The 24,234-nt window shown below is 68.6% G+C and carries 23 protein-coding genes; 10 read left to right on the top strand and 13 right to left on the bottom strand.

Features of this window, described 5'->3' with window-relative positions:
• The first annotated feature begins 39 nt into the window (after positions 1 to 39).
• Positions 40 to 2,166: an ATP-dependent DNA helicase UvrD2 gene (locus AAEX57_RS14150; protein ID WP_446721170.1), complete on the top strand. Its 2,127-nt coding sequence runs from the start codon at positions 40 to 42 to the stop codon at positions 2,164 to 2,166.
• 324 nt (positions 2,167 to 2,490) lie between these two features.
• Entirely contained in the window at positions 2,491 to 2,808 is a 318-nt protein-coding gene (locus AAEX57_RS14145) for a WhiB family transcriptional regulator (protein ID WP_446721169.1), read from the top strand.
• Positions 2,809 to 2,824: 16 nt separating this feature from the next.
• On the opposite strand, the gene AAEX57_RS14140 is transcribed toward AAEX57_RS14145, so the two are convergent.
• Positions 2,825 to 3,739 (bottom strand): TOMM precursor leader peptide-binding protein, encoded by a 915-nt coding sequence (locus AAEX57_RS14140; protein ID WP_342092992.1) that lies wholly within the window; start codon positions 3,737 to 3,739, stop codon positions 2,825 to 2,827.
• 151 nt (positions 3,740 to 3,890) lie between these two features.
• Complete coding sequence (locus AAEX57_RS14135) at positions 3,891 to 4,055, bottom strand: DUF5679 domain-containing protein (protein WP_094765022.1); 165 nt, start codon at positions 4,053 to 4,055, stop codon at positions 3,891 to 3,893.
• 281 nt (positions 4,056 to 4,336) lie between these two features.
• Here AAEX57_RS14135 and AAEX57_RS14130 point away from each other — a divergent pair, with 281 nt between their 5' ends.
• Positions 4,337 to 4,948, top strand: a complete 612-nt coding sequence (locus tag AAEX57_RS14130; RefSeq protein WP_342092991.1) for a M48 metallopeptidase family protein — start codon at positions 4,337 to 4,339, stop codon at positions 4,946 to 4,948.
• A gap of 3 nt (positions 4,949 to 4,951) precedes the next feature.
• Here the strand turns inward: AAEX57_RS14130 and AAEX57_RS14125 are convergent, their stop codons facing one another.
• Positions 4,952 to 6,304, bottom strand: a complete 1,353-nt coding sequence (locus AAEX57_RS14125; RefSeq protein WP_342092990.1) for a zinc-dependent metalloprotease — start codon at positions 6,302 to 6,304, stop codon at positions 4,952 to 4,954.
• Between the two features lie 76 nt (positions 6,305 to 6,380).
• Here AAEX57_RS14125 and AAEX57_RS14120 point away from each other — a divergent pair, with 76 nt between their 5' ends.
• From AAEX57_RS14120 to AAEX57_RS14110, 3 genes are read left to right on the top strand one after another with little or no spacing between them, the layout of a single operon-like run.
• Positions 6,381 to 7,430, top strand: a complete 1,050-nt coding sequence (locus AAEX57_RS14120; RefSeq protein ID WP_342092989.1) for a YlbL family protein — start codon at positions 6,381 to 6,383, stop codon at positions 7,428 to 7,430.
• Positions 7,424 to 7,963, top strand: a complete 540-nt coding sequence (locus AAEX57_RS14115; RefSeq protein ID WP_342092988.1) for a PPA1309 family protein — start codon at positions 7,424 to 7,426, stop codon at positions 7,961 to 7,963. The genes AAEX57_RS14120 and AAEX57_RS14115 overlap by 7 nt, the downstream gene beginning before the upstream one ends.
• A gap of 4 nt (positions 7,964 to 7,967) precedes the next feature.
• Complete coding sequence (locus AAEX57_RS14110; RefSeq protein WP_446721168.1) at positions 7,968 to 10,871, top strand: UPF0182 family membrane protein; 2,904 nt, start codon at positions 7,968 to 7,970, stop codon at positions 10,869 to 10,871.
• Here the strand turns inward: AAEX57_RS14110 and AAEX57_RS14105 are convergent.
• Together AAEX57_RS14105 and AAEX57_RS14100 are read right to left on the bottom strand one after the other, a co-directional pair.
• Positions 10,845 to 12,221, bottom strand: coding sequence for a M16 family metallopeptidase (locus tag AAEX57_RS14105; RefSeq protein ID WP_342092986.1), 1,377 nt, complete (start codon positions 12,219 to 12,221; stop codon positions 10,845 to 10,847). The two genes, AAEX57_RS14110 and AAEX57_RS14105, sit on opposite strands and share 27 nt — an antisense overlap.
• The gene (locus AAEX57_RS14100; RefSeq protein ID WP_342092985.1) at positions 12,218 to 13,519 is read right to left on the bottom strand and encodes a M16 family metallopeptidase; all 1,302 of its coding nucleotides are present in this window, start codon (positions 13,517 to 13,519) and stop codon (positions 12,218 to 12,220) included. The genes AAEX57_RS14105 and AAEX57_RS14100 overlap by 4 nt, the downstream gene beginning before the upstream one ends.
• Positions 13,520 to 13,681: 162 nt before the next feature.
• On the opposite strand from AAEX57_RS14100, the gene brnQ reads away from it, so the two are divergent.
• Positions 13,682 to 15,022, top strand: coding sequence for a branched-chain amino acid transport system II carrier protein (gene brnQ / locus AAEX57_RS14095; protein WP_342092984.1), 1,341 nt, complete (start codon positions 13,682 to 13,684; stop codon positions 15,020 to 15,022).
• A 70-nt stretch (positions 15,023 to 15,092) separates the two neighbouring features.
• Here brnQ and AAEX57_RS14090 read toward each other — a convergent pair whose 3' ends face one another.
• The 3 genes from AAEX57_RS14090 to AAEX57_RS14080 form a co-directional block, all read right to left on the bottom strand.
• Positions 15,093 to 15,587 (bottom strand): FBP domain-containing protein, encoded by a 495-nt coding sequence (locus AAEX57_RS14090; RefSeq protein ID WP_342092983.1) that lies wholly within the window; start codon positions 15,585 to 15,587, stop codon positions 15,093 to 15,095.
• A 10-nt stretch (positions 15,588 to 15,597) separates the two neighbouring features.
• Positions 15,598 to 16,083, bottom strand: a complete 486-nt coding sequence (locus tag AAEX57_RS14085; RefSeq protein ID WP_342092982.1) for an SRPBCC domain-containing protein — start codon at positions 16,081 to 16,083, stop codon at positions 15,598 to 15,600.
• Positions 16,084 to 16,223: 140 nt separating this feature from the next.
• Positions 16,224 to 17,039, bottom strand: a complete 816-nt coding sequence (locus AAEX57_RS14080) for a helix-turn-helix domain-containing protein (RefSeq protein ID WP_342092981.1) — start codon at positions 17,037 to 17,039, stop codon at positions 16,224 to 16,226.
• A 50-nt stretch (positions 17,040 to 17,089) separates the two neighbouring features.
• Between AAEX57_RS14080 and AAEX57_RS14075 the strand changes: the two genes are divergently transcribed.
• Positions 17,090 to 17,605, top strand: coding sequence for a VOC family protein (locus AAEX57_RS14075; RefSeq protein ID WP_342092980.1), 516 nt, complete (start codon positions 17,090 to 17,092; stop codon positions 17,603 to 17,605).
• Between the two features lie 97 nt (positions 17,606 to 17,702).
• Here the strand turns inward: AAEX57_RS14075 and AAEX57_RS14070 are convergent, their stop codons facing one another.
• A complete protein-coding gene (locus AAEX57_RS14070; RefSeq protein ID WP_342092979.1) occupies positions 17,703 to 18,863 on the bottom strand; it encodes an acyltransferase family protein in 1,161 nt (386 codons plus the stop codon).
• Positions 18,860 to 19,465 carry a TetR/AcrR family transcriptional regulator gene (locus tag AAEX57_RS14065; protein ID WP_342092978.1) on the bottom strand — a complete coding sequence of 202 codons (606 nt, stop codon included), beginning with the start codon at positions 19,463 to 19,465 and terminating at the stop codon, positions 18,860 to 18,862. The genes AAEX57_RS14070 and AAEX57_RS14065 overlap by 4 nt, the downstream gene beginning before the upstream one ends.
• 165 nt (positions 19,466 to 19,630) lie before the next feature.
• On the opposite strand from AAEX57_RS14065, the gene AAEX57_RS14060 reads away from it, so the two are divergent.
• Positions 19,631 to 20,131, top strand: a complete 501-nt coding sequence (locus AAEX57_RS14060; protein WP_342092977.1) for an SDR family NAD(P)-dependent oxidoreductase — start codon at positions 19,631 to 19,633, stop codon at positions 20,129 to 20,131.
• Positions 20,132 to 20,532: 401 nt separating this feature from the next.
• On the opposite strand, the gene AAEX57_RS14055 is transcribed toward AAEX57_RS14060, so the two are convergent.
• On the bottom strand, positions 20,533 to 21,363 hold the full coding sequence (locus AAEX57_RS14055; protein ID WP_342092976.1) for a VOC family protein: 831 nt from the start codon (positions 21,361 to 21,363) through the stop codon (positions 20,533 to 20,535).
• A 43-nt stretch (positions 21,364 to 21,406) separates the two neighbouring features.
• Positions 21,407 to 22,147: a helix-turn-helix transcriptional regulator gene (locus AAEX57_RS14050; protein ID WP_342092975.1), complete on the bottom strand. Its 741-nt coding sequence runs from the start codon at positions 22,145 to 22,147 to the stop codon at positions 21,407 to 21,409.
• A gap of 366 nt (positions 22,148 to 22,513) precedes the next feature.
• Between AAEX57_RS14050 and AAEX57_RS14045 the strand changes: the two genes are divergently transcribed.
• On the top strand, positions 22,514 to 23,644 hold the full coding sequence (locus AAEX57_RS14045; RefSeq protein ID WP_342092974.1) for a tyrosine-type recombinase/integrase: 1,131 nt from the start codon (positions 22,514 to 22,516) through the stop codon (positions 23,642 to 23,644).
• Positions 23,645 to 23,679: 35 nt separating this feature from the next.
• Here AAEX57_RS14045 and AAEX57_RS14040 read toward each other — a convergent pair.
• The coding region (locus AAEX57_RS14040; RefSeq protein ID WP_342092973.1) for an IS3 family transposase at positions 23,680 to 24,234 on the bottom strand (555 nt) is incomplete at its 5' end.

Genomic DNA, 24,234 nt, shown 5'->3' with positions numbered 1-24,234 from the left:
CCGGTACTGACAAAGAATCTGTCCGAGGGCGCGGCTAAGGTGGCCGACGTGCCCAGCCCCCATCCCACCGGAGATCCCGAACAGATCCTGGCGGCCCTTGACCCGGAACAGCGTCAGGTGGCCACCACCTTTGACGCGCCCGTTGCCGTGATCGCGGGCGCAGGCACCGGCAAGACCCGCGCCATCACCCACCGGATCGCCTACGGAGCCCTGACTGGCGCCCTGGACCCGCGCGGGGTGCTCGCCGTCACCTTCACCACCCGGGCTGCCGGGGAGATGCGCGGCCGGCTGCACCAGCTGGGGGTCGGCACGGTGCAGGCCCGCACCTTCCACTCCGCGGCACTGCGCCAGATCCAGTTCTTCTGGCCCCGCACCTATGGCGTCGAGTTGCCGGAGGTGACCGACCGCAGGATGGCGCTGGTGGCCGAGGCCGCCTCCCGGCACGGGCTGAAGGTGGACACCGGGCTGTTGCGGGACCTGCTGGGGGAGATCAGTTGGGCCAAGGTCTCCAATGTCACCGCCGGCGAGTACCCGGCAATCGCCCGGGCTGCCAACCGCACCCTGGCCGGGGCGGATCCCGAGACCGTCGCCAAGATCTTCACCGGCTACGAGAATGCCAAGCGCAACCGCGGGCAGATCGACTTCGACGACATCCTGCTGTGCACCGCCGCCCTGCTCAGTGAGCATGAACAGGTTGCCGCCCAGATCCGCGGCCAGTACCGGCACTTCGTGGTCGACGAGTACCAGGACGTCTCACCGCTGCAGCAGACCGTGCTGAACCTGTGGCTGGGGGATCGACGCGACCTGTGCGTGGTGGGCGATCCGCACCAGTCGATCCACGCCTTTGCCGGTGCCCGGGCCGACTTCCTGACCGGTTTCGCCGCCGCGCACCCCGGCACGACGGTGGTCCGGCTGGTCCGCGACTACCGCTCCACCCCGCAGGTGGTGGAGCTGGCCAACAAGGTGATGGCTCCCCGTGGCCGGCGCGACGCCCAGCCAGCCGGAGCCCTGGCCGGGGTTAACCTGGTGGCCCAGCAACCCAGCGGCCCGGCCGTCGAGTTCGGATCGCACCCGGAGGAGGCCGACGAGGCCCGCAGCATCGCCCTGTGGCTGACCGCCCGACACGAGGAGGGCGTCGACTGGCGGGAGATGGCGGTGCTCTTCCGGATCAACGCGCAGTCGCCGGTGCTGGAGGCCGCCCTCAGCGAACGCAACATTCCCTACCTGGTGCGGGGCAGCGAGAAGTTCTACGAGCGGCCGGAGATCAAGCAGGCCCTGGCCCAGCTGCGGGCCGCGGTGCGCTCCGAGCCCGAGGGGCCGGGGCTGCCGCTGCTCAAGGATGTGCTGGCCGGGGTCGGCTGGTCTGCCGCGCCGCCCGAGGGCTCCGGATCGGTGCGGGAGAAGTGGGAATCGCTCAATGCGCTGGTGGAGCTGGCGCATGACCTCGCCGTCGAGAATCCCGAGCACGGGCTGACCGAACTGGTGGAGTCGCTGGGGGAGCGGGCCAGCCTGCAACAGGCGCCGGTCAGCCAGGGCGTGACGCTGGGCACCCTGCACGCCTCCAAGGGCCTGGAATGGGATGCGGTGTGTCTGTTCGGGATGCAGGAAGGCACCCTGCCCTTCCTGCTGGCCACCACCGACGACCAACTGGCGGAGGAGAAGCGGCTGCTCTACGTCGGCATCACCCGGGCCCGCCGCCATCTGCGGATCTCCTGGAGCCGCTCGCGCAGCGGTGGACGGGGCAATCGGGGCCCGTCGCGCTTCCTGGACGGGCTGACCCCCGCGGCCCTGGCCCAGCAGGCCCAACAAGCCGTCCCGAAGCGGCGCGGCACCCGCTCCGCCCAGTCCCAGACCTGCCGGGTCTGCGGCAAGGGACTCGGTACCGGCGCCGAGCGCAAACTGGGCCGACACAGCGGCTGCCCGTCGAACTACGACGAAGGTCTGTTCGACCGGCTGAAGCAGTGGCGGCTGGCCACCGCCCAGGCGGACAGCATGCCCGCCTTCGTGATCTTCACCGATGCCACCCTGATGGCCATCGCGGAGGCCGAACCGGCCGACGAGCAGGAACTGCTCAAGATCTCCGGGGTCGGGCGGACCAAGATCGAGCGGCACGGCGCCGATGTGCTGAGCATCGTCGCCGGTCGGGATCCGCAGGAAAACCCCTAGTCAAAAATGTCTTGCGCAGAACTTTGCGCGGGCCGTAGATTGGGCACCACGAACTCACACGGAGAAGCCGGGTGGGGTGACTGAGGAGAGGAGGGCTGTCGGGATGATCACAAACATCGTCGGCTGTGGCATCAAGCGCCCAGAGCAGCTCTCTGCCTTTGGCGACGCCTATGGCGCCACCTCTCTGCACCCCGACATCCCTTCTCCGATCCACCTGGTCTGAGCCAGCGCTGCTGGCAGGCCGTGACATCGGGGAAACCCGGAGTCACGGCCTTCTTCGTGTTCCGGGGCCCACCGCCCACCGGCCTCCAGGAGTTTCCAGACATGACCATGACCATGATGAGCGTGGACGTCGTGATCAGCGCGCCCAGCAGCCCCGCGGCGTGCTCGGACGCGGACCCCAACCTCTTCTTCGCCGACGACATGGCCACCGTCGAACAGGCAAAGCAGGTCTGCAGCTCCTGCCCGGTCCGCGAGCAGTGCCTCGACGGGGCTCTCGAGCGGGCCGAACCGCATGGTGTCTGGGGTGGCGAGCTCTTCGACGGCGGGCGGGTGATCGCCCGTAAACGGCCGCGTGGCCGGCCGCGCAAGCACCCGGTGGCGGCCGAGGCGCCGCGGGATGACGAAGCGCAGGCGGCCTGAGCCCCTGCTCGGCTCGTCACGGCGACCAGGTGCAACCGCACTCCGGATGTGCCTGGAAGCGCACCTCTCGCACCTCCGGGTAGTGCAGGTCGTGCAGCTCGATCCGCCCGTGCAGCCGCTGTGCCGCACCCAGCCCCCGGGCCAACCAGCCCACCTCCAGTGCCGCCCGCGCGGCCACGGTCTGCGTCAACGTGGGCTGGGGCCGGGCGGGCGTGCTGCTGAGCTGCGCCAGCACCTGACTCCAGACGGGATCCTGCTGGTTGCGGGCCACGTCCAGACAGTGCACGCAGGGGGAGCGGCCCGGCATCACCAGCGGGCCGATCCGGGCCAGATCTCGATGGCAGCCGGTGACCAGGTGGGTGAGGTCGTGCCGCACCAGCTCATCTAGGAGCCAGCGGTCGGCCTCCACCTGGGCGCCCGCCACCAGCACCAGGTCAACCCCGTCGTCGGCCAGATCGGAGACCTGGGTCACCGCCTTCAGCACGACGTCGTGCCGGGGACGCAGGGAACGCACCAGGGCCTCGGCACCGGTGCCGTGGTCGCAGTTGGGCCAGACCAGGGGATCCGGCCGGCCGGGATCCAGACACTCCAGCCGACGGACCCCGGCCCGCAGCAGGGTCTGCGCCAAGGCTCGTGCCAGGCTTCCCGATCCCGTCAGGCCGATGCTCAGCCCACGCAGGGGACGGGTCCCGGTTCCGTCCACCACCAGTCCGCTGTCCCGGAAGAGCCCCAGCAATGAGTCGAGTCGTCCACCCAGCTCCGTGCCCAACCCGCGGTGCAGGCGGCGGGTGGTGGTCCAGCCGTCGGCGCTGGCCAGCCGCCGGTCGATCTCGCGGTCAAGCTCCGGGAGTTCGGCCCAGCAGGTCTCGTCCACCCAGTAGCGCACGCCCCGGCTGGTCTCCACCCGCTCGGCCCGTACGCGTGGATTCATGCCCCCAGCCTTGCCGCCGGGACGTCACAGGGGAAGGGCGGACAACATCGGGACAACAATCGGGCAACACCTCGGCCGGGCCGGCTGGTGTCGTCGGGGCATGCAAGAGGGGGCGGGTCCGAAGACCCGCCCCCTGCACGTGTTGATCAGATCACTTGGCCTTGCCGAGGATCCGGTTCAGGTTGGTGCCACACTCGGGGCACTTGGCCTTTGCCATGCGGGTTCCCTTGTCGTTGACGACGACATTGCCCGAGGCCTCACGCTTGGCCTTGCACTTGACGCAGTAGAACTCACCGCTGTAGGTCTCTTCGGCCACGATTTCCTCCTGATTGATGTTGTCCGGCCGGCAGCCAAAAATGAAAGGCGGCCACCGGGCTCGCCGTTCACTGTAGCCATCTGTCCAAGGACTTCGCGCGGATATACACGCGGCGCGCCGCGCAAAGTCCCAAATCAGCGGCTTTTCCGGGCAATGGGAGAGGCCCTCGGCGATCTAGATCGTCTGCCTTCCCCTGCAAACGATCGACCCGCCAAGGGCCTCAGGAAGAAACTAGTGCCCCGTCATGGCACCCGTCAACCCCAGTCAGCCCGAATTTGTCGGTGCCATCTGCCACAGTGGACGCCGTGGCAGACAACCGGATCCAGATCGATGGCGTGAGCGTCGAGCTGCGCCGCAGCGCGCGTCGACGAAAGACCGTCTCCGCCCGTCGGGAGGGTGACGTGATCGTGGTGCTGCTGCCGCTTGGCCTGCCCCGGCGGGAGGAGCAGCGCTGGGCCGAGACCCTCACCCGGCGCATCCTCGGCCGGGAAGCAGCGCGGCAGACGTCCACCACCGAGGACGCGCTGTCCCGGCGTGCCCTGAGGCTGGCCCGGGAACACCTGGATCCGGTGGTGGGGCGCCCGGTGCGGGCCGGACAGATCCGCTGGGTGACCAACCAGAACCAGCGCTGGGGCTCCTGCAGCACGGACACCGGGGTCATCCGGCTCTCGTCGCGCCTGCAGACGATGCCGGACTGGGTGGTGGACTATGTGCTGCTGCACGAGCTCACGCATCTGGTGGAGCACAACCACACGGAGCGTTTCCATGCGCTGCTGGCGCACTATCCGTTCGCCGAACGGGCCCGTGGCTTCCTGGAGGGATGGGCCAGCGCCCGGGCCGACGGTGACGTCGACCAGGGCGCTGGGCCACAGCTAGCGGGGGAGGTGGACTGAAGTTCAGTCCTGGCCGCGGCCCTCCTCGTCGAGCAGCTTGGCCAGCTCGGCATCAAGGTCGTCCTCGACGGCATTGTGCGTGGCGCTCTCGCCGCTGACATAGGCCAGCGGATCGTCCAGGTCCGCGGCGGTGGGCACCAGATCCGGGTGGTTCCAGACTGCGTCCCGGCCCCCGACACCACGGTCGGCGCTCAGCGCGGCCCACAGGTTGGCGGCATCCCGCACCCGTCGGGGCCGAAGCTCCAGCCCGACCAGCGACTTCAGCACGTCCTCCGCGGGGCCACCCGCGGCGCGACGCCGACGCAGGGTTTCCGCCAACTGGGAGGAATTGGGCATCCAGCGGGCCGTGGCCTGGGCCACCACCTCGTCCACCCAGCCCTCGACCAGGGCCAGCAGCGTCTCCAGCCGGCCCAGGATCTCCACCTGTTCGGCGGACTGGGTCGGTTCGAAGAGCTTGCCCTGCAGATTCTCGGAGATCTCGGCCATCTTCTCCGGCGTCAGCTGGCCCATGTCGTCGATGTCGATGGCGCTCTCCAGCGCATTCGCGTCGATGCTGATCTCCCGCGCATAGTGCTCCACCAGCGCCAGGATCTGCGGCGCCAGCCAGCCCACCTGCTGGAAGAGCCGCTGACGAGCGGATTCGCGCAGCATCAGGTAGAGCAGCACATCCTGCGGGCCCACCTCCAGCCCTTCGGAGAAGGCGGCGATGTTGGTGGGCAGCACCGTGGCGCGGGGCGTCTTCAACAGCTGGAAGCCGATCTCGGATCCGGTGACCACCTCGCTGGAGACCTTGGCGATGGCCTGGGCCAGCTGCATCGAGTACATGGCGCCGGCCGCCTGACGCAGCATTGGCTGCATCATCGCCCCGAAGGCACCCAGTTCCGGCGGCAGCTGCGGGGCCTGGCCGCCCATCATCTCGCCCATCGCGCGGGCGATCGAGGCGACGATCGGCTCGGTGACCTGCTCCCAGGCCGGCATGGTCTGCTCGATCCACTCGGCGCGACTCCAAGCTGTCGCCGCCGTCGAGACCTGGCCAAAGTCGCAGGCCTCGTCCAGCCACAGGTTGGCCAGTCGCTCCGCGTCGGCCACCTCCCGCTGCTGCTGGCTGGTGATGCTGGGATCGGGCCCCAGACTGGCGGCCACCTGCCGGGCCGCATGCCGGGTCTGCTCCCAGTTCACGCCTGACGCGGACGCGCTGGGCTGACTCAAGGCTCCCATCTGCTGCTGCAGGCGGGCCATCAGCTGGTTCAGGTCGATCTGGCCATTCGGCCCCAGATTGATGCCCAACTGGCGCAGCATCTCCGCCATGGGATCCTTCGGCTGGTCGTCGCCATGGGCTCCGGTGGACTCACTCATGGCACCATTCAACCGCACGGCACAAGTTGAACCCAGCCGGTAGGGTGGCGCTCATGATTCCCGTGGGCGGTGTGCAGTGACACGTCAGACCTGGACCGCGATCGTCTCGGCCCTGTGCTTCGTGACGCTGGCGCTGCTGCTGGCCCTGCTCCCCGTTCCCTTCGTCGCCTGGGGCCCCGGGCGCACCCTTGACCTGCTGGGCAAGGGCGACGGCGACAAGGACGCCATCCAGGTGAAGAGGCTGCAGACCTACCCGACCACCGGCGAGCTGCGGATGACAACGGTCTCGGTGACCAGGGTCGACTCCCGGCTCAGTCTGCCGGAGGCGCTGTTCGCCCACTGGATGCCGAAGCGTGACGTGCTGACCCGCGAAGTGGTCTACCCGCACACCAAGAGCGTGGACCAGGTCAAGAGCGAAGAGATCGCCATGATGGACGACTCCAAGTCCGAGGCGGTCGTCGCGGCGCTGCGGGCGGCCAAACAGCCGGTGCGGGCCAAGCCGATGATCAAGGCGGTGGGCTTGGCCGGGCCGTCCTTCAACAAGCTGCAGCCCGGGGACATGATCGAGCGGGTGGACCAGACCGACGTCCAGACCCCCCACGACGTCGGCAAGTTGGTGAAGAAGCACGCCGTCGGTGATCCGGTGGTGCTCTCGGTGCTGCGCGACGGCAAGGTCAGCGACGTCACCGTCACCACCGTCTCCTCCAACCAGGACAAGAAGGTCGCCGTGGTCGGGATCAGCGTGGTGGACGGTTATGTCTACACCCCGAGCGTCGACTACGGCATCGACCCCGAGGTGGTCGGGCCCAGCGCCGGGCTGGTCTTCAGCCTGGCGATCTACGACAAGATCACCCCCGGCGACCTGCTGGGCGGCCGCAAGGTGGCCGTCACCGGGCAGATCGGCGCCGACGGCGAGGTGCGGCCGATCGGCGGCATCCAGGAGAAGGTGGCCGGCGCCGAAGGGGCCGGTGCCCAGGTCTTCCTGGTCCCCAGCCAGAACTGTGCGGACGTGCGCGGCGTGCACACCTCGATGACGATGGTCAAGGTGGGCACCATGAACGAGGCGGTCGACGCCCTGACCAAGCTCCGCGAGAGCGGCGAGACGAAGGATCTTCCCCGATGCTGAATGAGGATGCCCCCACCCCCGACGAGAACCCGGCGCCGGAGGCGCTGATCGCCGCCCTGGTGGAGATCGAGCACCACGTCGGGCAGTCGGGCTGGGACCAGCCGGCCCGGCTCTTCGCACTGGTCCACACCACGGATCTGGTGGCCGCCGAGCCGCAGTTGGCCGAGCAGCTCAAGGTCACCAGCGACGATGCCCTGACCTCCATCGAGCAGGAGGACTTCCGCGACGGCGAGGGCCTGCTGGAGACCCTCGCCGGGATCCAGTGGTCACCGAGCGTGCACGGCTGCGCCCTGAGCCTGGAGCGCAGCTTCCTGCCCACCGGGCTGGAAGACCAGATCCCCGCCGATCCCGCCGAGGCCGAGCGCTTCGTCGCCGCCCACCCGCAACACCAGGACATTCGCGTCGTGGTGGGGGCGCTGCGCGACGGCAGCACCCACGGCGTCGCCCGGCTGGTCAGCCAACCCGACGAACTGTTGGGCGGTCACGACCTGGTGCCTGCCCTGTCCCAGGCCCTGGCCGAGACCCTGAGGTGAGATGGTGAGCAGTCCACATCCACGGCATCCGTCGGGGCGCGCCCGGCCGCAGGTGCCCCAGACCAGCCCGCTGGCCCGGATCGCCGTGGGGCTGGGCGTGGTGCTGTTGACCACGATCGGTTTCGCCCGGATGTGGACCGACTGGCTGTGGTTCAAGCAGCTCACCTTCGGTGACGTCTTCCGCACCCGGATGGTCACCGGCATCCTGATGTTCACCGTCTTCGGCGGCCTGATGGCCGCCAGCGTCGGGATCAACCTCTACCTGGCGCACCGGCTGCGGCCCCGCACCCGGCTGGGTGGGCCGCTGGTGGGGCAGGCCCGCACCATCTTCGACGCCCGTCACCGCGGCGCCATCATCGGTCTGGCGGTGGGTTTCGGCGCGCTGAGCGGCGCCGCGGCCTTCGCCCAGCGCGACCTCTTCCTGGCCTGGCGGCATGCCACCCCCTTCGGCACCACCGACAAGTGGTTCAACAAGGACGTCGCCTTCTACGTCTTCGACTACCCGTGGTGGCGATTCGTGCTGGGGCAGGGTTTCTGGATCCTGGGCGCCAGCACCATGCTGGTGGCCGTTGCCCACCTGACCACCGGGGCGCTGCAGTCCTTCCAGGTGACCACCACACCCACGGGGCAGACCATCGTCAGTCGTCGGCCCGCCAGCCTCTCTGGCCCCGCGCAGGCCCAGCTCTCCGTCCTGGCTGGCCTGCTGCTGCTGCTCTACGCGATCAGCAGCTGGTTGGATCGCTTCGGCTATGCGGTCAGCAACAACTGGCTGTTCACCGGCGTCGGCTACACCGATCTGCATGCGCGGGTGATGGCCAAGAACATCGTCGCCCTGATCGCGCTGCTGTGCGCGGTGCTCTTCTTCGTCAACGCCAAGCTGCGGCGCTGGTCGATTCCCAGCCTGGCGGTGGTGCTGATGCTGATCAGCACCATCATCATCCAGGGGATCTACCCGACGGTGGTGCAGCGCTTCGACGTGATGCCCAAGGGCCCAGCCCGGGAACGCGCCTACATCGAGCAGAACATCAACGCCACCCGCGCCGCCTACGGCCTGACCGACGTCGAGATGACGGAGAACTACGACGTCACCACCACCGCCTCGGCCGGCCAGCTGAGGGCCGACGCCGAGGCGCTGCCCGGCATCCGGCTGATCGACCCGTCGTTGATCGGGCAGACCTTCGAGCAGCTGCAGCAGGTGCGTGGCTACTACTCCTTCCCCGACGTGCTGGACGTGGATCGCTACACCATCGACGGGAAGGCCACCGACGCGGTGGTGGCGGCGCGGGAGATCAATGCCGACGAGATCCCCGACCGCAACTGGACCAATCTGCACACCGTCTACACCCACGGCAATGGCCTGGTGGCGGCCTACGGCAACCGGCGGCAGGGCAACGGTGAGCCGGAGTGGATCGCGCGCGACATCCCCACCGTCGGCGAGTTGAAGGAGACGCAGTCCCGGATCTACTTCGGGGAACGCACCAACACCTATGCGGTGGTCGGCGCGCCCGAGGGCGCCGCGCCGGTGGAGCTGGACACGCCGGGTGGTGGCAAGCTCGGGGTCAACGAGACCCGCAACACCTATGACGGCAAGGGAGGCGTGGGGATCGGCAACCCGATGATCCGGGGGCTGTATGCGCTGCGCTTCGGCGACGCGAACCTGCTGCTCTCCACCGGACGGGTCAACTCGGCCTCCCGGCTGCTCTACGACCGCACCCCGCGGGAAAGGGTGCAGAAGGTGGCCCCTTGGCTGACGCCCGACACCGACGCCTACCCGGCGGTGGTGGACGGCCGGGTGGTGTGGATCGTCGACGCCTACACCACCAGTGACAAGTACCCGAACTCCAACCGGGTGGACCTGCGGGGGGCCACTGCCGATTCGCAGACCTCCACCCTGCAGCAGCCGCGGCCGGTGAACTACCTGCGCAATTCGGTGAAGGCCGTGGTGGACGCCGGTGACGGCGACGTCACCCTCTACGCCTGGGACGAGTCCGACCCGATCCTGCGCACCTGGCAGAAGGTCTACCCGGGCCAGGTCAAGGCCAAGGCCTCCATTCCCGCGGGCCTGCTGCAGCACATGCGCTACCCGTCGGACCTGTTCAAGGTGCAACGCGAGGTGCTGACCCGCTACCACTCCAGCAATCCGGACACCTGGTTCCAGAAGTCCGACCTGTGGGAGGTGCCGAATGATCCGGTGGCCGCTGAGAAGGGCAAGAAGGAGGCCCCGAACTACCTCTCGATCCGGTGGCCGGGCGATCCGGCGCCCGTCTTCAGCCAGACCTCGGTGATGGTGCCCAAGGGCCGCGAGACCCTGGGCGCCTACCTGGCGGTCAATGCCGACGCCGCAAGCGCCGACTACGGCAAGCTGCGGGTGCTGAAACTCTCCGACCGCAAGCAGGTTGCCGGCCCGGGGCAGACCTTCAATGCGATCAACTCGGACACGACGGTGGCCAACAAGCTGCGGCCCTTCATGATGCAGGGCTCCGCCCAGGCCCACTTCGGCAACCTGCTGACCCTGCCGGTGGGCGGCGGTCTGCTCTACGTCACGCCGGTCTACACCCAGCAGAGCACCACCAGCGGTGGCTATCTGGTGCTGCGCTTCGTGGTGGTGCGCTTCGGAGAACAGATCGGTATCGGCGCCACCCTGCAGGAGGCGCTGGACAGCGTCTTCAAGGGCGACGCGGGTGCCTCGACGGGGGAGAAGACCGACGGCAAGAATCCGGGCAAGAAGCCGACGCCGCCCACCACCCCGGCGAAGGGGCAGGCGGCCGCGCTGAAGCTGCTGGACGAGGCCGCGAAGGCCTTCGACGCCGCCGACGTCGCGCTGAAGAAGGGCGATCTGGCCACCTACCAGAAGCAGCTGGCGGCGGCACGGGCCAAGATGTCAGCCGCCGAGGCCGCCCTGAAGTAACTCGACCGGCTGCACCGCGTAGCCGGCGCTCTCCAGGGCGGGGCGCAGCTGCTCGGCGTCGCCCACCAGCACGACGTGAGAATTGTCCGGCCGCACGATCTTGCGGTAGGCGACGCTCGCGCTGCCCGGCGTGACCTGTCCGACCCGGGTGAAGTGCAGGTTCACGAAGTCCGCCTCCCAGCCCGACGCGGCCAGGGTGGCCGCCTGGTTGGCGATCGCGCCGGCGGTGTCGTAGCGCAGCGGGGCGATCCCCAGCTGCTGGTTGATCGCGTCGCTGACCTCGTCGGCGGTGAAGTCCTCGTCCAGGGCCATGATCCGCAGGGTCTCGGCCAGGGCGTCGACGGTCACCTCGGTGCGCACGCTGGCGCTGACCGCCCAGCTACCCGACAGCCGGGCCGGGGCGACGGAGAAGTGCACGCCATAGGTGTAACCCTTCTCTTCCCGCAGCACCGTGTTGAGCCGGCTGCCGAAGCTGCCGCCCATCGCATTGGCGGCCACCTGCAACGGCGCGAAGTCCAGGCTGGTGCGATCGACGCCGATCCCGCTCACCCGGATCTCGGTCTGCACCGCGCCCGGGAGGTCCACCAGATGCACCACCCGCTTGCCGTCGAGCACGGTCTGGGCGCCCCGCGGGGTGGGGATGACGTGCAGCGCGGTGCCGCTGACCGAGCCCCAGCCGCCGAAGGCCTGGTCCACCAGGACATCGACCGAATCGTCCAGGTCCCCGGCCAGGATCAGGGTGGCGCCGTCCGGGCGCCAGTGCCGGTCGTGGAAGGCGCGCACCAGCTCCGGGGTGATCGCCGCGACGGTGCCGGGCAGGCCACCCTGCGGGCGGGCCTCGCGGGAACTGTCGTCGAAGACCACCCGGCGAACCGCCAAGGCCGCCAGCGAGGGGGCGCTCACCATGGTCTGCTCCAGCTCGGCCAGCCGCAGGGCGACGTGCCGTTCCACGTCGGCCGGGTCGTACTGCGGGCTCTGCACGATCTCGGCCAGCAGCGGCAGGGCGGTGGCCAGCCGGGTGTTGGGCACGTCGATCGAGCACAGGGTGGCGCTGGCAGAGGCGCCCCCGTCGAAGGCGGCGCCGGCGGACTCCAGGGCGTCGACCAGCTGCTCACCCGGGTGCTGCACCGTGCCCTCGTCGCTGGTGCGCAGCGCGATGGTGGCGATGCCCTCCACCTCCGGCACCTCCAGGGTGAGCGGCACATCCAGCACCAGCTGCGCCGTGACCACGTGCTGGCCGGGCAGGTTGAAACGCCACACGGTCAGGCCATTGGCCAGTTCGCGGACGTCGGGGGTGGGGAAGCGCCAGCTGTTGGCGCTGCTGGCTTCGGGGCGGGGGAGCTGGTTCATGCCTGGTCCTCGGTGGTCTCGGAGCCGTTCTGCGGAAGGTAGTACAGCACACTGCGGTTCTCCGGTTTCAGCCAGCTGCGGGCGGCCCGGCGGATGTCGTCGGGGGTGACGGCCCGCATCCGGGCCAGGTGCTCGTTCAGCAGCGACGGGTCGCCCTGCAGGGTGGCGAAGGCGCCCAGCTGGTCGGCGCGGCTGTCGATCTGGGCCAGCTCACCCAGCCACTCCCGCTCATAGGAGGCATTGGCGCGGTCCACCTCCTCGTCGGTGACCCCGTCCTCGACAAGTCGGGTCAGTTCGGCAACGATCTGACCCTCCAGCTCCTCCAGGCTGTGGCCGTCGCGGGCCCGGGCCGAGACCAGTGCCAGGCTGGTGCCCTGCGCCAGGTCGAACTGCGAACCTCCGACGCCCTCCGCGGTGCTGGTCTGGCGGACCATCAGCTTGTGCAGCCGGCTGGCGGGCCCGCTGCCCAGGATGGCCAGCGCCTGTTCGACGGCAAGATGGTCGTCGTGGCCCAGCGGGGGAGTGCGCCAGCCCAGGTGCAGCGCGGCACGGGGCACCTCGCGCACCACCTCCACCCGCGGGATCCCGGTGTGCGGGGGTAGCGGATCGGCCGTGCTGCGCTCCGGGGCGGGCAGCGTGGGGAGCTCACCTAAGTAGCGTTCGGCAAGCAAGAGGGCCTGTTCGGCGTCGATCGCCCCGGCCAGGGTGAGCACCAGATTGGAGGCCCGGTACCAGCTGGCGAAGAAGTCCCGCACGTCGTCCAGGCTGGCGGCGTCCAGGTCCTCCATCGAGCCGATCGTCGTGTGGCCGTAGGGGTGCTGCTGCGGGAAGTTCAGCGAGAGCAGCAGCGGCAACTGGTCACCATAGGGAACATTGTCGTAGCGCTGCCGCTTCTCCTCCTTCACCACCTCGCGCTGGTTGTCCAGATTCTCCTGGCTGACGTCCAGACTGGCCAGCCGGTCGGCCTCAAGCCACAGGGCCAGCTCGACGGCGCCGGGCGGCACGGTCTCGAAGTAGTTGGTGCGGTCAAAGCTGGTGGTGGCGTTCACGTTGGCACCGACGGCCTGCAGCTCGGAGAGGTGCTCGCCCTTGGTGACCTGGGCCGAGCCCTGGAACATCAGGTGCTCGAACAGGTGCGCAAAGCCGCTGCGCCCACTCACCTCATTGGCGGATCCGACGTGGTACCAGAGGTTCACGGCGACGGCCGGTGAACTCGGATCCGGGTTGACCACCACCCGAAGCCCATTGGGCAGGGTTCGTTCGATGATCTCGTAGCGCAGCGTCAGGGCTTGTGACATGCCCCCCAGCGTGCCACAGCCAGGTGGGCTGGCGCTCCTCAGAGCCCGTCGACTACCCGAGCGACGAAGTTGTCCAGGTTCAGCCGCAGCCGGACGATCCTGGCGTCGAACTCGGCGAGCCTCCTGTGCGCCCTGGGTGGGTTCATGCGAAATACTGCGCTGGTGTCCACCACCGCATCCGATGCCCACCTGTCCACCCGCCAGTCCCTGTTGTTGGGCTCCCTGCTCTTCGGGCTCTTCTTCGGGGCCGGCAACCTGATCTTCCCCATCTCGATGGGGCTGGCGGCGGGGTCCGCTGTCCTGGCCGCGACGGCCGGCTTCCTGGTGGCTGCCGTGGGACTGCCGATCCTGGGCGTGGTGGCCTCCGCCATGGCCGGCACCGCCAGCCTGCACGAGCTGGCCTCCCGGGTGGCGCCCTGGTTCGGGGTGTTGTTCACCTGCGCGTTGTACCTGACCATCGGGCCCTTCTTCGCCATCCCGCGCACGGCGACGGTCTCCTACGAGATGGCCTTCGGCGGCACCATGTCCGATGGAGTCGGCCGCTGGGCGCTGGCGGGCTTCACGGCGGTCTTCTTCGCCGTGGCCCTGGCAGCAGCCATCCGTCCGGGCAAGCTGTTGGACTACGTCGGCAAGTGGCTGACCCCGGTCTTCCTGGTGCTGCTCGGGTTGCTGCTGGTCGTCGCGCTGCTGGGGTCCGGCAGTCCTGCCCCAGCGGCCACCGGGCCCTATGCGTCGCATGCCGCCAGCCAGGGTGTGCTGGACGGCTACAACACGATGGACGCCCTCGCCTCCCTGGCCTTCGCCATAGTGGTGATCGAGGCGGTGCGGCGGATGGGCGTCACCCAGCCGCGCCGGATCGCCGTGGAGGTGGGGCGCGCCGGCGTCGTGGCCGGCGTTGCGATGTGCGTGATCTACGCCGCGCTGGCCTTCCTGGGGGCGCGCTCGACGCACGTCGTGGCCCGCGACGCCAATGGTGCCGTCGCCCTGTCCCGGGTGGCCAGCGAGTCCTTCGGTGGCGTCGGACACCTGCTGGCGGCGCTCATCATGGGGGTTGCCTGCCTGAAGACCTGCATCGGCCTGCTGACTGCCTGCGCGGAGATGTTCGCGACGATGTTCCCCCGCAGCCTGTCCCACCGCGGCTGGGCCGTCGTGTTCGCGCTGGTCTCCTTCGCCGTGGCGAACGTCGGACTCGACACCATCATCAAGGCCGCGGTTCCGGTGCTGGTGCTGCTGTACCCGCTGGCCATCTCCATGATCGTGCTGGGCCTGCTGGATCCATGGGTCCGTCACCGCCCGTGGGCCTACCGCCTGATGATGCTGGGTGCCGGCGTGGTCTCACTGCTCTTCCTGCTGGCGACGCAGTCCGGCGTGCCCGCCGGGCTGGCATCGGCGGCGGGCGCCGCCGGGGGAGTCCTACCCGGTTTCACGCTCGGCTTCGGCTGGATCCTGCCCGCTCTGGTGGGGCTGGGCGCGGGGATGGCACTGCCGCGGCAGCGGGTCTAGGTTGCTGGCATGCTGACCGTTGCCGTGGTGGCCAACCCCAACGTGCCACAGCCAGGTGGGCTGGCGCTCCTCAGAGCCCGTCGACCACCCGGGCGACGAACTTGTCCAGGTTCAGCCGCAGCCGGGCGATCCTGGCGTCGACGTCCAGGGTCTCCTGGGGCTGTACCCGTCGGGGCTGCTTGAGCTTGCGGGCGTAGAGCGAGCAGGCCAGATCCGCGCACATCGAGGCGCCGACGGTGTTGCCGTCGCGGCCCCGGGCCCCGGCGCGCTTGGCGCCCATCAACACCACGTCGCCGCTGGAGTGGAAGGTGTAGCACAGCGAGCACATGCTCTGCTTGGCCGACAAGGGGCGTTGGGTGGCGCGTAGCGCGATGGAGATGACGTCGTCCCCGCGCCACAGCGCCATCCCGCCAATCAGTTCCGAGCCCGGATCCCGCCAGCCGAAGAAGTCCAGGTTCTCCCAGTCGACGGCGTCCAGGGTGCCCGGCACCATGTGCCGCTTGGCCTCACCCTTGGTGCAGTTCACGAAACCGCTGCGGATCTGGTCAGGGGTGAGGGCGAGCATGGGGGAGACTCTACTGCCGCGCGGCGTGGGCCTCCCGAAAGACCTCCCAGCTCGTACCCCAGTCGGGGAGTTCTGCACCAGCCAGATGCGCTTCCAGGCACCGCAGGTAGACCTCCCAACCGGCCGCATGTCCGACGTCCTGGCTGGTGGGCAACAGGCTGTGCACCAGGGTGAGCTCGGTGCCGTCCGCACCTTCTGCCAGGGTGAGGGTCACCCGCGACGCCTCGTCCTCGCCGGCATTGAGCCAGGCGAGGGTGAAACCGGTCGGCGGATCGCAGTGCTCGATCGGCCCGCTGGTTTGCTGGGCGGGGTCGGAGGGATCGAAGTCGATCCGGTAGTCGTCGCCGGTGATGGTGACGGCGGCCATCCAGCGCCCCAGCTCGGCGGGATCGGTGATGGCTTGCCACAGCCTTGCCTGGTCGGCGGGGAAACAGTGGCGCAGTGTGACGGTGCCGGAACCGGTGCTGCGGTTGAGTTCTCCCCAAAGCTCGGTCATCGGGGTCGTCCTTCCTGACTGATCGGTGGTAGTTCCCCCAGACTAGGAAGGACCGCTGGTATGGGTTTGTCCGATCGTGCGCAGTTCACCGCCAAGACCCGGGCAGCTGGACGGTCGACTCCTGACGGCCCAGTTTCTTGTCAGTGGAGAGGCGGCGGGGCCATCATCCCTGACGAGTGGAGTTCCCGACGGTAGGTCTGCAGCGGGTAGCCCATGAGTTCGCGCGCCTCTCTGGCCAGATGCGGCTGATCGACGAAGCCGAAGCGCGCGGCAATGCTGGCCAGAGACTCCTGCGGGTCTTCACGCGCGGCGGCGACGGCCTCCTGAAGACGGCGTCGCCGAATGATGCTGTACGGGGAGAGGCCCACATAGCCGGCGGCCAGGCGGTGCACCGAACGCTCGGAGATGCCCAGGGCGCTGGCGAGCTCGCTCACGCTGGAGATCTTCGGATCGTTGTTGGCAAGCTCTGCCATCCGATTGGCCAGCCGGGCTTCGTCTCCAATCGGCCCGACCCGGTCAACCAGCCAGGGCTCGACGTCGCCGACTGCGTCGCGCAGATCGCAGGCGGCGTGGGAGGCCACGGCCGTGTGGAGCGCGGACATGTCCACCGGCATCGAGTCGTCACGCAGCGACGCGGGATCGGTCACGAAACCGCGAACCGCGGCCGGGCGCAGCAGGGCGCCGAGGGCCCAGCCATGTCCGCGTAGAACCTTGGTGGAACGGCGGGTGCTGGAGCCCCAGAACCGCACCTGACTGTCTTCCAGAACCAGATTGCTGGCGGGAAAGGCGAGGAGCTCCTGATGGGATTCCTCTCCGTCGGGCAGTGCCCACTGGCTGATCCACCACCAGGAGACCAGCTCGCTGACCTCGGGCGATGCCGGAAGCCGCCAGAATCCGGTGGGCAGGCGTGCCGGAAACAGCGTCCCTCGGCTGTTGGGGGCCAGACCGTCGGTCATGGCAGGAATCTACAAGTCGGCGGGTGCGGCTGCTGCCTAGCGTGGCCGTCATGACCAATGATCACGTTCTGCCCGCCGACGGCTCGCACACCAGCAATGGCCGCCCGCGTGGCTTCTCGTCGCTGACGCCCTTCGTTGCGCTGCAGGAGCCGCAAGGGGCCATTGACTTCTACACCAGCGTCTTCGGCGCCCGGCTGATCGCCTCGTCGAGCATGGACGGCCAGATCATCCATGCGGAGATGGAGTTCCCGTCCGGGCGGCTGCAGCTGGGCAGTGCGATGGAGTCCTATCGGCTACGCGCCGTCGACCCCGACGACGAGGATTCCCAGTTCTCGATCGGCCTGTACGTGCCCAATGTCGACGAGGTGGTCGAGGCCGCGCTGGCGGCCGGCGCGACCCTGCGGGAACCCGTCGCCACCTTCGTGTCTGGGGATCGCTTCGGCAGCATCCGGGACCCCTTCGGGGTCCGCTGGTCGGTCATGACCCGCGTCGAGGATCTGAGCGACGACGAATCCACCCGCCGGGTCGAGCAGTGGCTCAAGGAGATGGCTGAGGAAGCACCCTGACCCAACGGCGCACGTCCAACTGCCTCGCGCACTTGCTGCAGCGCGTGCCCGGGGCAGTAGGACGTGCACAGTGGCCGGTGGCGGCGAGCTGGTGGGCTCAGAGACCGCCGCGGGGTGCGCGACGTCCGTTGAGCCAGCCGCCCAACGCCGTCGAACGGACGAACAGCTGGTAGCTGACCAGCAGGATCACTGTGGTGGCACCAATGTTCAGCCCAACCTTGAGCAGGATCGGCCAGCCGAGCGGTGCCAGCAGCACCTGGAAGAAGGTCAGCAGCACCAGGTGCATCAGGTACATCCAGTAGGAGGCGTCGGCCAGGTAGCGCACCCATGGACGCTCGGTGGTGAGGTGCCGCACGGCAAGCCCCAACAGTGCGTAGCAGCTGCTCCAACCGGCCAGCGCCATCAGCGTGAGCGCCACCCACTCCGGAAGGTCAGGGTCGACGGGCAGCACGTGGGTGCCCATTAGCGCACCGGTCATGGTGACCACCGCCAGCCCGGTGTGCCACCAGGCCAGTCGTGCCAGCCGGGGCAGGGAGTCCGGGTCACAGGAGAGCACCCATCCGACTCCGACCGCGCCGAGGTAGGCCACCAGCGGGACGGGTCCCGGCAGCAGCGTGGTGGGGGCGACGATCCCGGACAGGTCGCGCTGCAGGTTGGTGCTGATCGCGTAGGGGAGCGCCGCGAGCAGGACGCCGCCGGGGGCACCCAGCCAGCGGGCCAGGTGCCGGGAAGTGGCCGCAGTGGCGCGCGGCGAGACCCGGGTGACGAGCCACCGGATGGCCAACACCAGCAGGATGCACTGGGTCAGCACCCACAGGAACCACAGGTGGCCCAGGTCGAACTTGCTGGCGCCGCTCACGTCGGGACGCTCCAGCGGCAGCCCGGCGCGTTGGGCGTGCCAGGCGGCCAACAGGCCCAGGGGCAGGACGGCGACGGGCCAGAAGACGAACAGGGGCAGGGTGATCCGCTTGAGGCGGTCCTTCAGGTAGCCCCAACTCCCGCGACGTTCGCGCATCATGTGGCCGAAGTAGCCGGCCATCAGCAGGAAGAGCGTCATCCGGAAGAAGTGGATGCCGGAGATGATGGTGAACGGCCAGACGGCCTGTTGGCTGTCGGGCACCAGCCAGGGCATGCCCGTCACGTAGGGCATCAGGGAGTGGATCACGATGCCCAGCAGGAGGGCGCCGCCGCGCACGGCGTCGAGTCCGTGGATCCGGGTGCGTGCCGGGGCCTGCGTGGCGGGTGGTTCGGGGGTCATCGGGGGCTCTCATTCGTGATGCTGTGCAGGTAGGTGTGCACGACGGCGCGTGTGCTGGGGCTGGTGTGTTGGCCGAGGGGGATGGCGTTGGGGATGGCGTTGGGGAGGCTCTCGAGCAGGGCCCACAGCACCTCCGCGGCATGGACGGCGTCGACGCCCTCGCGCAGGCCGCGGCCCTCCAGCAGCCCGGTGAACAGGCGGATGACCTCGGCCCGGCCCTGGCCAAGCCGTTCGGCGGTGGCCGGGTGTCGTCGCGCTCGGTCGAGGAACATCACGTTGACCCGCTCGAAGACCTGATTGGTCTCGTCGGTGGTGAGGATCTCGTCGACGAGGGCGTCGAGGATGGCGGCCGGGGTGGGGGTGGACAGGGTCTTCACGGCGCGCTCGATGCGGGCGGTGCGTTGTTGCTGGACGTAGTCGAGGACGAAGTCCAGCATCGCCTCGCGGTCGGCGAAGTAGTGCTGCACGGTGCCCATCGACATGTCGACGTGCTGGGCCACCGTGCGCAGGCTGGCATTGTCTAGCCCGCGCTGGTCTGCCACCTCGACGACGGCGTGCGCCAGCACGCGACGGCGTTCCTCATGGTCCACGATCTTGGGCATCCATCCTCCTTGGACAAGCGACCCTGTTATTATCATGCATATGACCGAAAAAAGCGAGTGGGCGCCATCGCAGATCCCATCCATGGCCGGACGCCATGCCGTCGTCACCGGCGCCGACCACGGCCTCGGCCGCGAGATCGCGACGCAGCCTGCGGTGCGAGGCTCGTGGCGCAGGGGAGGCCCATCGACCTGCTGGTCACCAACGCGGGCGTGATGATGCTGCCCTACGGCACCACCACCCAGGGCTTCGAGCGGCACTTCGGCATCAACCACCTGGGACACTTCGCCCAGACCGGCCAGCTGCTGCCCCTGCTCACGGCGGCGCCCGACGCGCGGGTGGTCACGATGGCGAGCAATGGTCACAAGATGCCCGGCCTGGGCTTCGACGACGTCCGCTCCCGCGACGGCTACAAGCCGATACGCGCCTACGGCCGCAGCAAGCTGGCCAACCTCTTGTTCAGCCAGGAACTCGCGCGACGGCTCGCCGTCCACAGGTACTCGACGTTGTCCGTCGCCGCCCATCCGGGGCAGACCGCCACCAATCCCGGCGGCAAGCGGGGCCTGCGGGCCCTGGTGGACCGGTTGGTGGGCCAGAGCATCGCCCGCGGCGCCGAACCGGCCCTGCGGGCAGCGACGGACCCGACGGTGCAGTCCGGTGACTACTAGGGTCCCGACGGGCCGGGTGAACTGCGCGGCGCGGCTGTCCGGGTGGAGCCGTCAGCCGTCGCCAAGGATCCGCAGCTGGCCGCCGACCTGTGGCGACGCAGCGAACAGTGGACCGGCCTCAGCTGGCTGGACTGACCAGCAGGATCTCGCCGTTGCCGCCCTGGATCTGCACGCGATTGCCTGCTAGATCGAGGGTGACCTCCAGTCGCTCCCCGGCCGGGCCGCAATAGCGGTGATCCGATGCGATCCAGTAGCCGGTGCTGGCCCTGCTCGGAGATCTTCGCGAGCATGTGCAGTGCTGAACAACCTCAACGATGCACACCTATAGGGAGGGCCGCCTGTTCGGCCACCCTGCTTCCACGGGCCGAATGGGCGGGCGGCCGGTCAGGCGGGGGTGACGGTCAGCGCACGGCCTCGCCGGGGGAGCAGAGCTGGAAGGTGGCACCCATCGGGTCGGCGACGGTGGCGATCCGTCCGAAGGGGGAATCCTTGGGCCCGTCGAGCAGGCGCCCACCCAGCCGCTGGACGGTCTCGACGGCCTGGTCACAGCCGTCGACGGCGAAGTAGATCCGCCACCAGGAACCCTCGGACTCGGGCACGAAGCCGGCCACATTGCAGATGCCGCTGGACGCCGGGGCCTCGGGGCCGTTGGTGACGTAGGTGGACGCTTCGGTCTGGGCGCCGTCCTCCATCGGCGTCTCCATGGCGACGGGGTTGAAGTCGAAGACCTTGCTGTAGAAGGCCTTGGCCTTCTCGAAGTCCTGGGTCATCAGCTCGAACCAGACAGGGGTTCCGGGCTGGCCGGTGAAGGCATAGCCCTCGGTGTCGCCTCCCCGCCACATGGCGATGACCGCTCCTGTCGGGTCGGTCACGATCGCGAAGCGCCCGGCAGGACCAGCGTCCATGGCCGGGGCCACGATGGTTGCCCCGTTGTCGAGGGCCAGTTGCAGGCGCTCGTCGAGGTCGTCGACTGCGAGGAAGACGTCCCACGCGGTGCGCGGCTCCGTCTGGTTCTCCTCGGCGCACTGGGTCATGTCCATGGCGCCGCCGACGAGGCCCCCGTCCTTGGTGATCATGTTGTAGTGGGCCATGTCGGGGCCGGCGTCGTCGAACTGCCAGCCGAAGAGTTCCTGGTAGAAGGGCTTGACGCCCTCAAGGTCAGTCGTGCCGAGGTGGGGCTTCCGGTGGTGCGGTTCATGCTGTTCTCCATCGGTTGTCGGTGTTGACAGCACCAACGCTAGGGACGGTCAGTGCGCCGTGTTTGTCCAGATGTGCTCACCAGGCGAGCACCGGCAGGGCGCTCAGCAGGGGAATGTCATCCATCCGGGCCCGCCGGAACGGGAGTGGGATGTGTCCGGGGCTGGTCACCGGGCGAGGATGCCGGGCGACGACGGGCCACCGCGGGGCGAGTTCATGGCGGTGGTCATCGTCATCCTCGACGAGGAATCCGAGCAGCCATGGGGCGCCGGGGTGCAGGGCCAGGCACAGTGGTTCGTCGTAGGTGCGCAGCATGCCGGCCGCCGGCAGTCCGATCGGGGCCGGCGTCGGGTACCAGCCGAGCCACAGCCGGCAGGTGTCACGCACGTCGTCCGGCAGACTCGGCTGCACCGTGACCACTGGTTCCCCGGGTTTGGCGATCGCAAAGGGGCGCGGGCTGGCGTCGGCCAGCCGGTTGGCAAGCTCGCGAAAGCGCGCCGGGGTGGTGCCCACGGTGGTGGCGAAGCGACGGGTGAAGCTGGACAGCGAGTCGAAGCCCACCTCGACGGCGACGTCGATCACAGGGCAGTCCTCGGCCAGGAGCAGGTGCTTGGCGGAGTCGATCCGCGTCGCGGTGAGGTAGGCGCCGGGACTGATGCCGGTGCTCGTCTTGAAGGCACGGCTGAAGTGGTGGCGACTGTAGCCGGCGGCATCGGCCAGATCTGCCACGTCGATCACGTCACGGTGGTGTTCGCCGACGAACTGTGCGACGCGCTCCACTGATCGTGGCGGCAATCCCTGCATCCGGTTCTCAGACACCTCCCCGACGCTACCCGTCAAGGGGGTGCAGGTCCACGGTGCACGCCCAACTGCCCCGGGCAGCTGTTGCAGCGCGTGCCCGGGACAGTTGGACGTGCACCGTGCAGACCCTGCGCTCAATTCTGGGGCGGCGCGGAAAAACAAATGTGGCGCTGGTCCGAAGACCAGCGCCACATTCAACTTTGTAGCGGGGACAGGATTTGAACCTCCCTTGAGCCTAGGCACCGAGCGGGGCATTTTGCCTTGTTAGAGCGTTCCCACAAGCGGAGATGCCGTCCTGGAGAGCCTGATGCGTGAGTGCAGAAGTGGGCTCTGGGAGGCTCTCAAGTGCACGGTTAGTGCACGCGGAGTGCACGCGGAGGAAAGATGACAAGTGGTTCCCGACGAGGATTTGGCGGGCTGCGAAAGCTGCCTTCAGGGCGTTGGCAGGCTTACTACACGGGTCCTGACACTGTACGACACCAGGCGCCTGACACCTTCAGGACTAAGGCAGAGGCCGAGGGCTGGCTGGCCGATGAACGAGACGCTTGTACGAGAGCGGATTGGATTCCTCCTCGACTGCGTCTCGAACATGAGCGAAGCTCGCGGCCGCCGACCTTCGAGGAGTATTCGCTCGCCTGGGTAATGAGCCGAGATCTCAAGCCGGCGACGCGAAAGCTCTACGAGATGCTGCTGGACCGGTATCTCATGCCCCATTTCGGGCCGCTCACCCTGGACGTGATCACCCCCATCCGTGTTCGCAACTGGTATGCGTCCCTGGCACCTGGGACACCGACGAGTCGCGCCCACGCATACAGCTTGCTCCGGACGATCATGAATAGCGCCGTGCGCGAGCTTGATGGCCTCACGAGGAATCCCTGCATGATCCCCGGGGCGGGGAGTGTCAAGCGGGTGCATGAGCCTGAGCCCGCGACACTGGAGGAACTCGAAGTCATCGTGCGACACATGCCGGAACGACTCCGCCTCGCGGTGCTCTTGGCTGCGTGGACCGGGCTTCGGCAGGGTGAGATTCTGGAGCTGCGCCGAGGTGACATCGTGCTCTCGCGACAAGTCGTTCGAGTTCGTCGGGCTGTAACCAGAGTCGCCGGCCAGGCCCCCATCGTCGGCCTTCCGAAATCCCAGGCAGGCATCCGCGATGTCACCATTCCGCCTCACGTGATGCCCGCCGTGCACGATCACCTCAAGGACTTCGTGGGCCCAGCGAAGGACGCGCTGTTATTCGTTGGACGGGACTCGGGGGAACAGCTGGCCACCAGCACGCTGTATCGCTGGTACTACCCGGCGAGGGCGAAGGCCGGGCGAGATGACCTGCGCTGGCACGACCTTCGCCATACGGGCGCGACGATGGCCGCTGTCGCGGGGGCCACCCTCCCTGAGCTGATGAACCGGATGGGCCATTCCACAGTGGGCGCGGCAATGAGGTACCAGCACGTTGCGCGCAACCGGGATGCAGAGATTGCAGCACGACTCTCCGAGATGGCCCGAGGCCACGGCTGAGAGTCGGAGTGAATCGCCCCGGCATGTCCGGGGACTCAGTGGTGTGACAGTTCCAGTTCCTCGTGGGGCTGGTTGTGGCCAGCGTAGTAGGCCTGCTCGAGTTCGGCGGGCGGGACGTCGCCGCAGTACTCGTAGAGGCGGCGGTGGTTGAACCAGTCGACCCATTCCGCAGTCGCGAACTCGACTGGGTCGATGCCCTTCCACGGAGCGCGGGGCTTGATCAGTTCGGTCTTGAACAACCCATTGATCGTTTCAGCGAGGGCGTTGTCATAGCTCGATCCGACCGACCCGACCGAGGCGGCGATCTCGGCTTCCGAAAGCCGCTCTGACAAGGCAATCGACGTGTATTGACTACCTCTGTCCGAGTGATGCACCAACCCGGCCAGGTCGTGACCTTCGCGTTGACGGGTCCAGATCGCCTGCTCGAGCGCGTCCAGGACGAGCTGGGTGGTCATCGTGGTGCCCGAACGCCAGCCCAGGATCCTGCGGGCGTAGGCGTCGGTGACGAACGCGACGTAGACCCATCCCGACCACGTCGAGACATAGGTGATGTCGGCCACCCACAACCGGTTCGGAGCCAACGGCGCGAA

Origin of the sequence: Luteococcus sp. H91 (assembly GCF_038433135.1) — a bacterium.
Taxonomy (GTDB): Bacteria; Actinomycetota; Actinomycetes; order Propionibacteriales; family Propionibacteriaceae; genus Luteococcus.
Note: the sequence above shows the minus strand (reverse complement) of the source record. Positions and strands in the feature narration are given on the sequence as shown.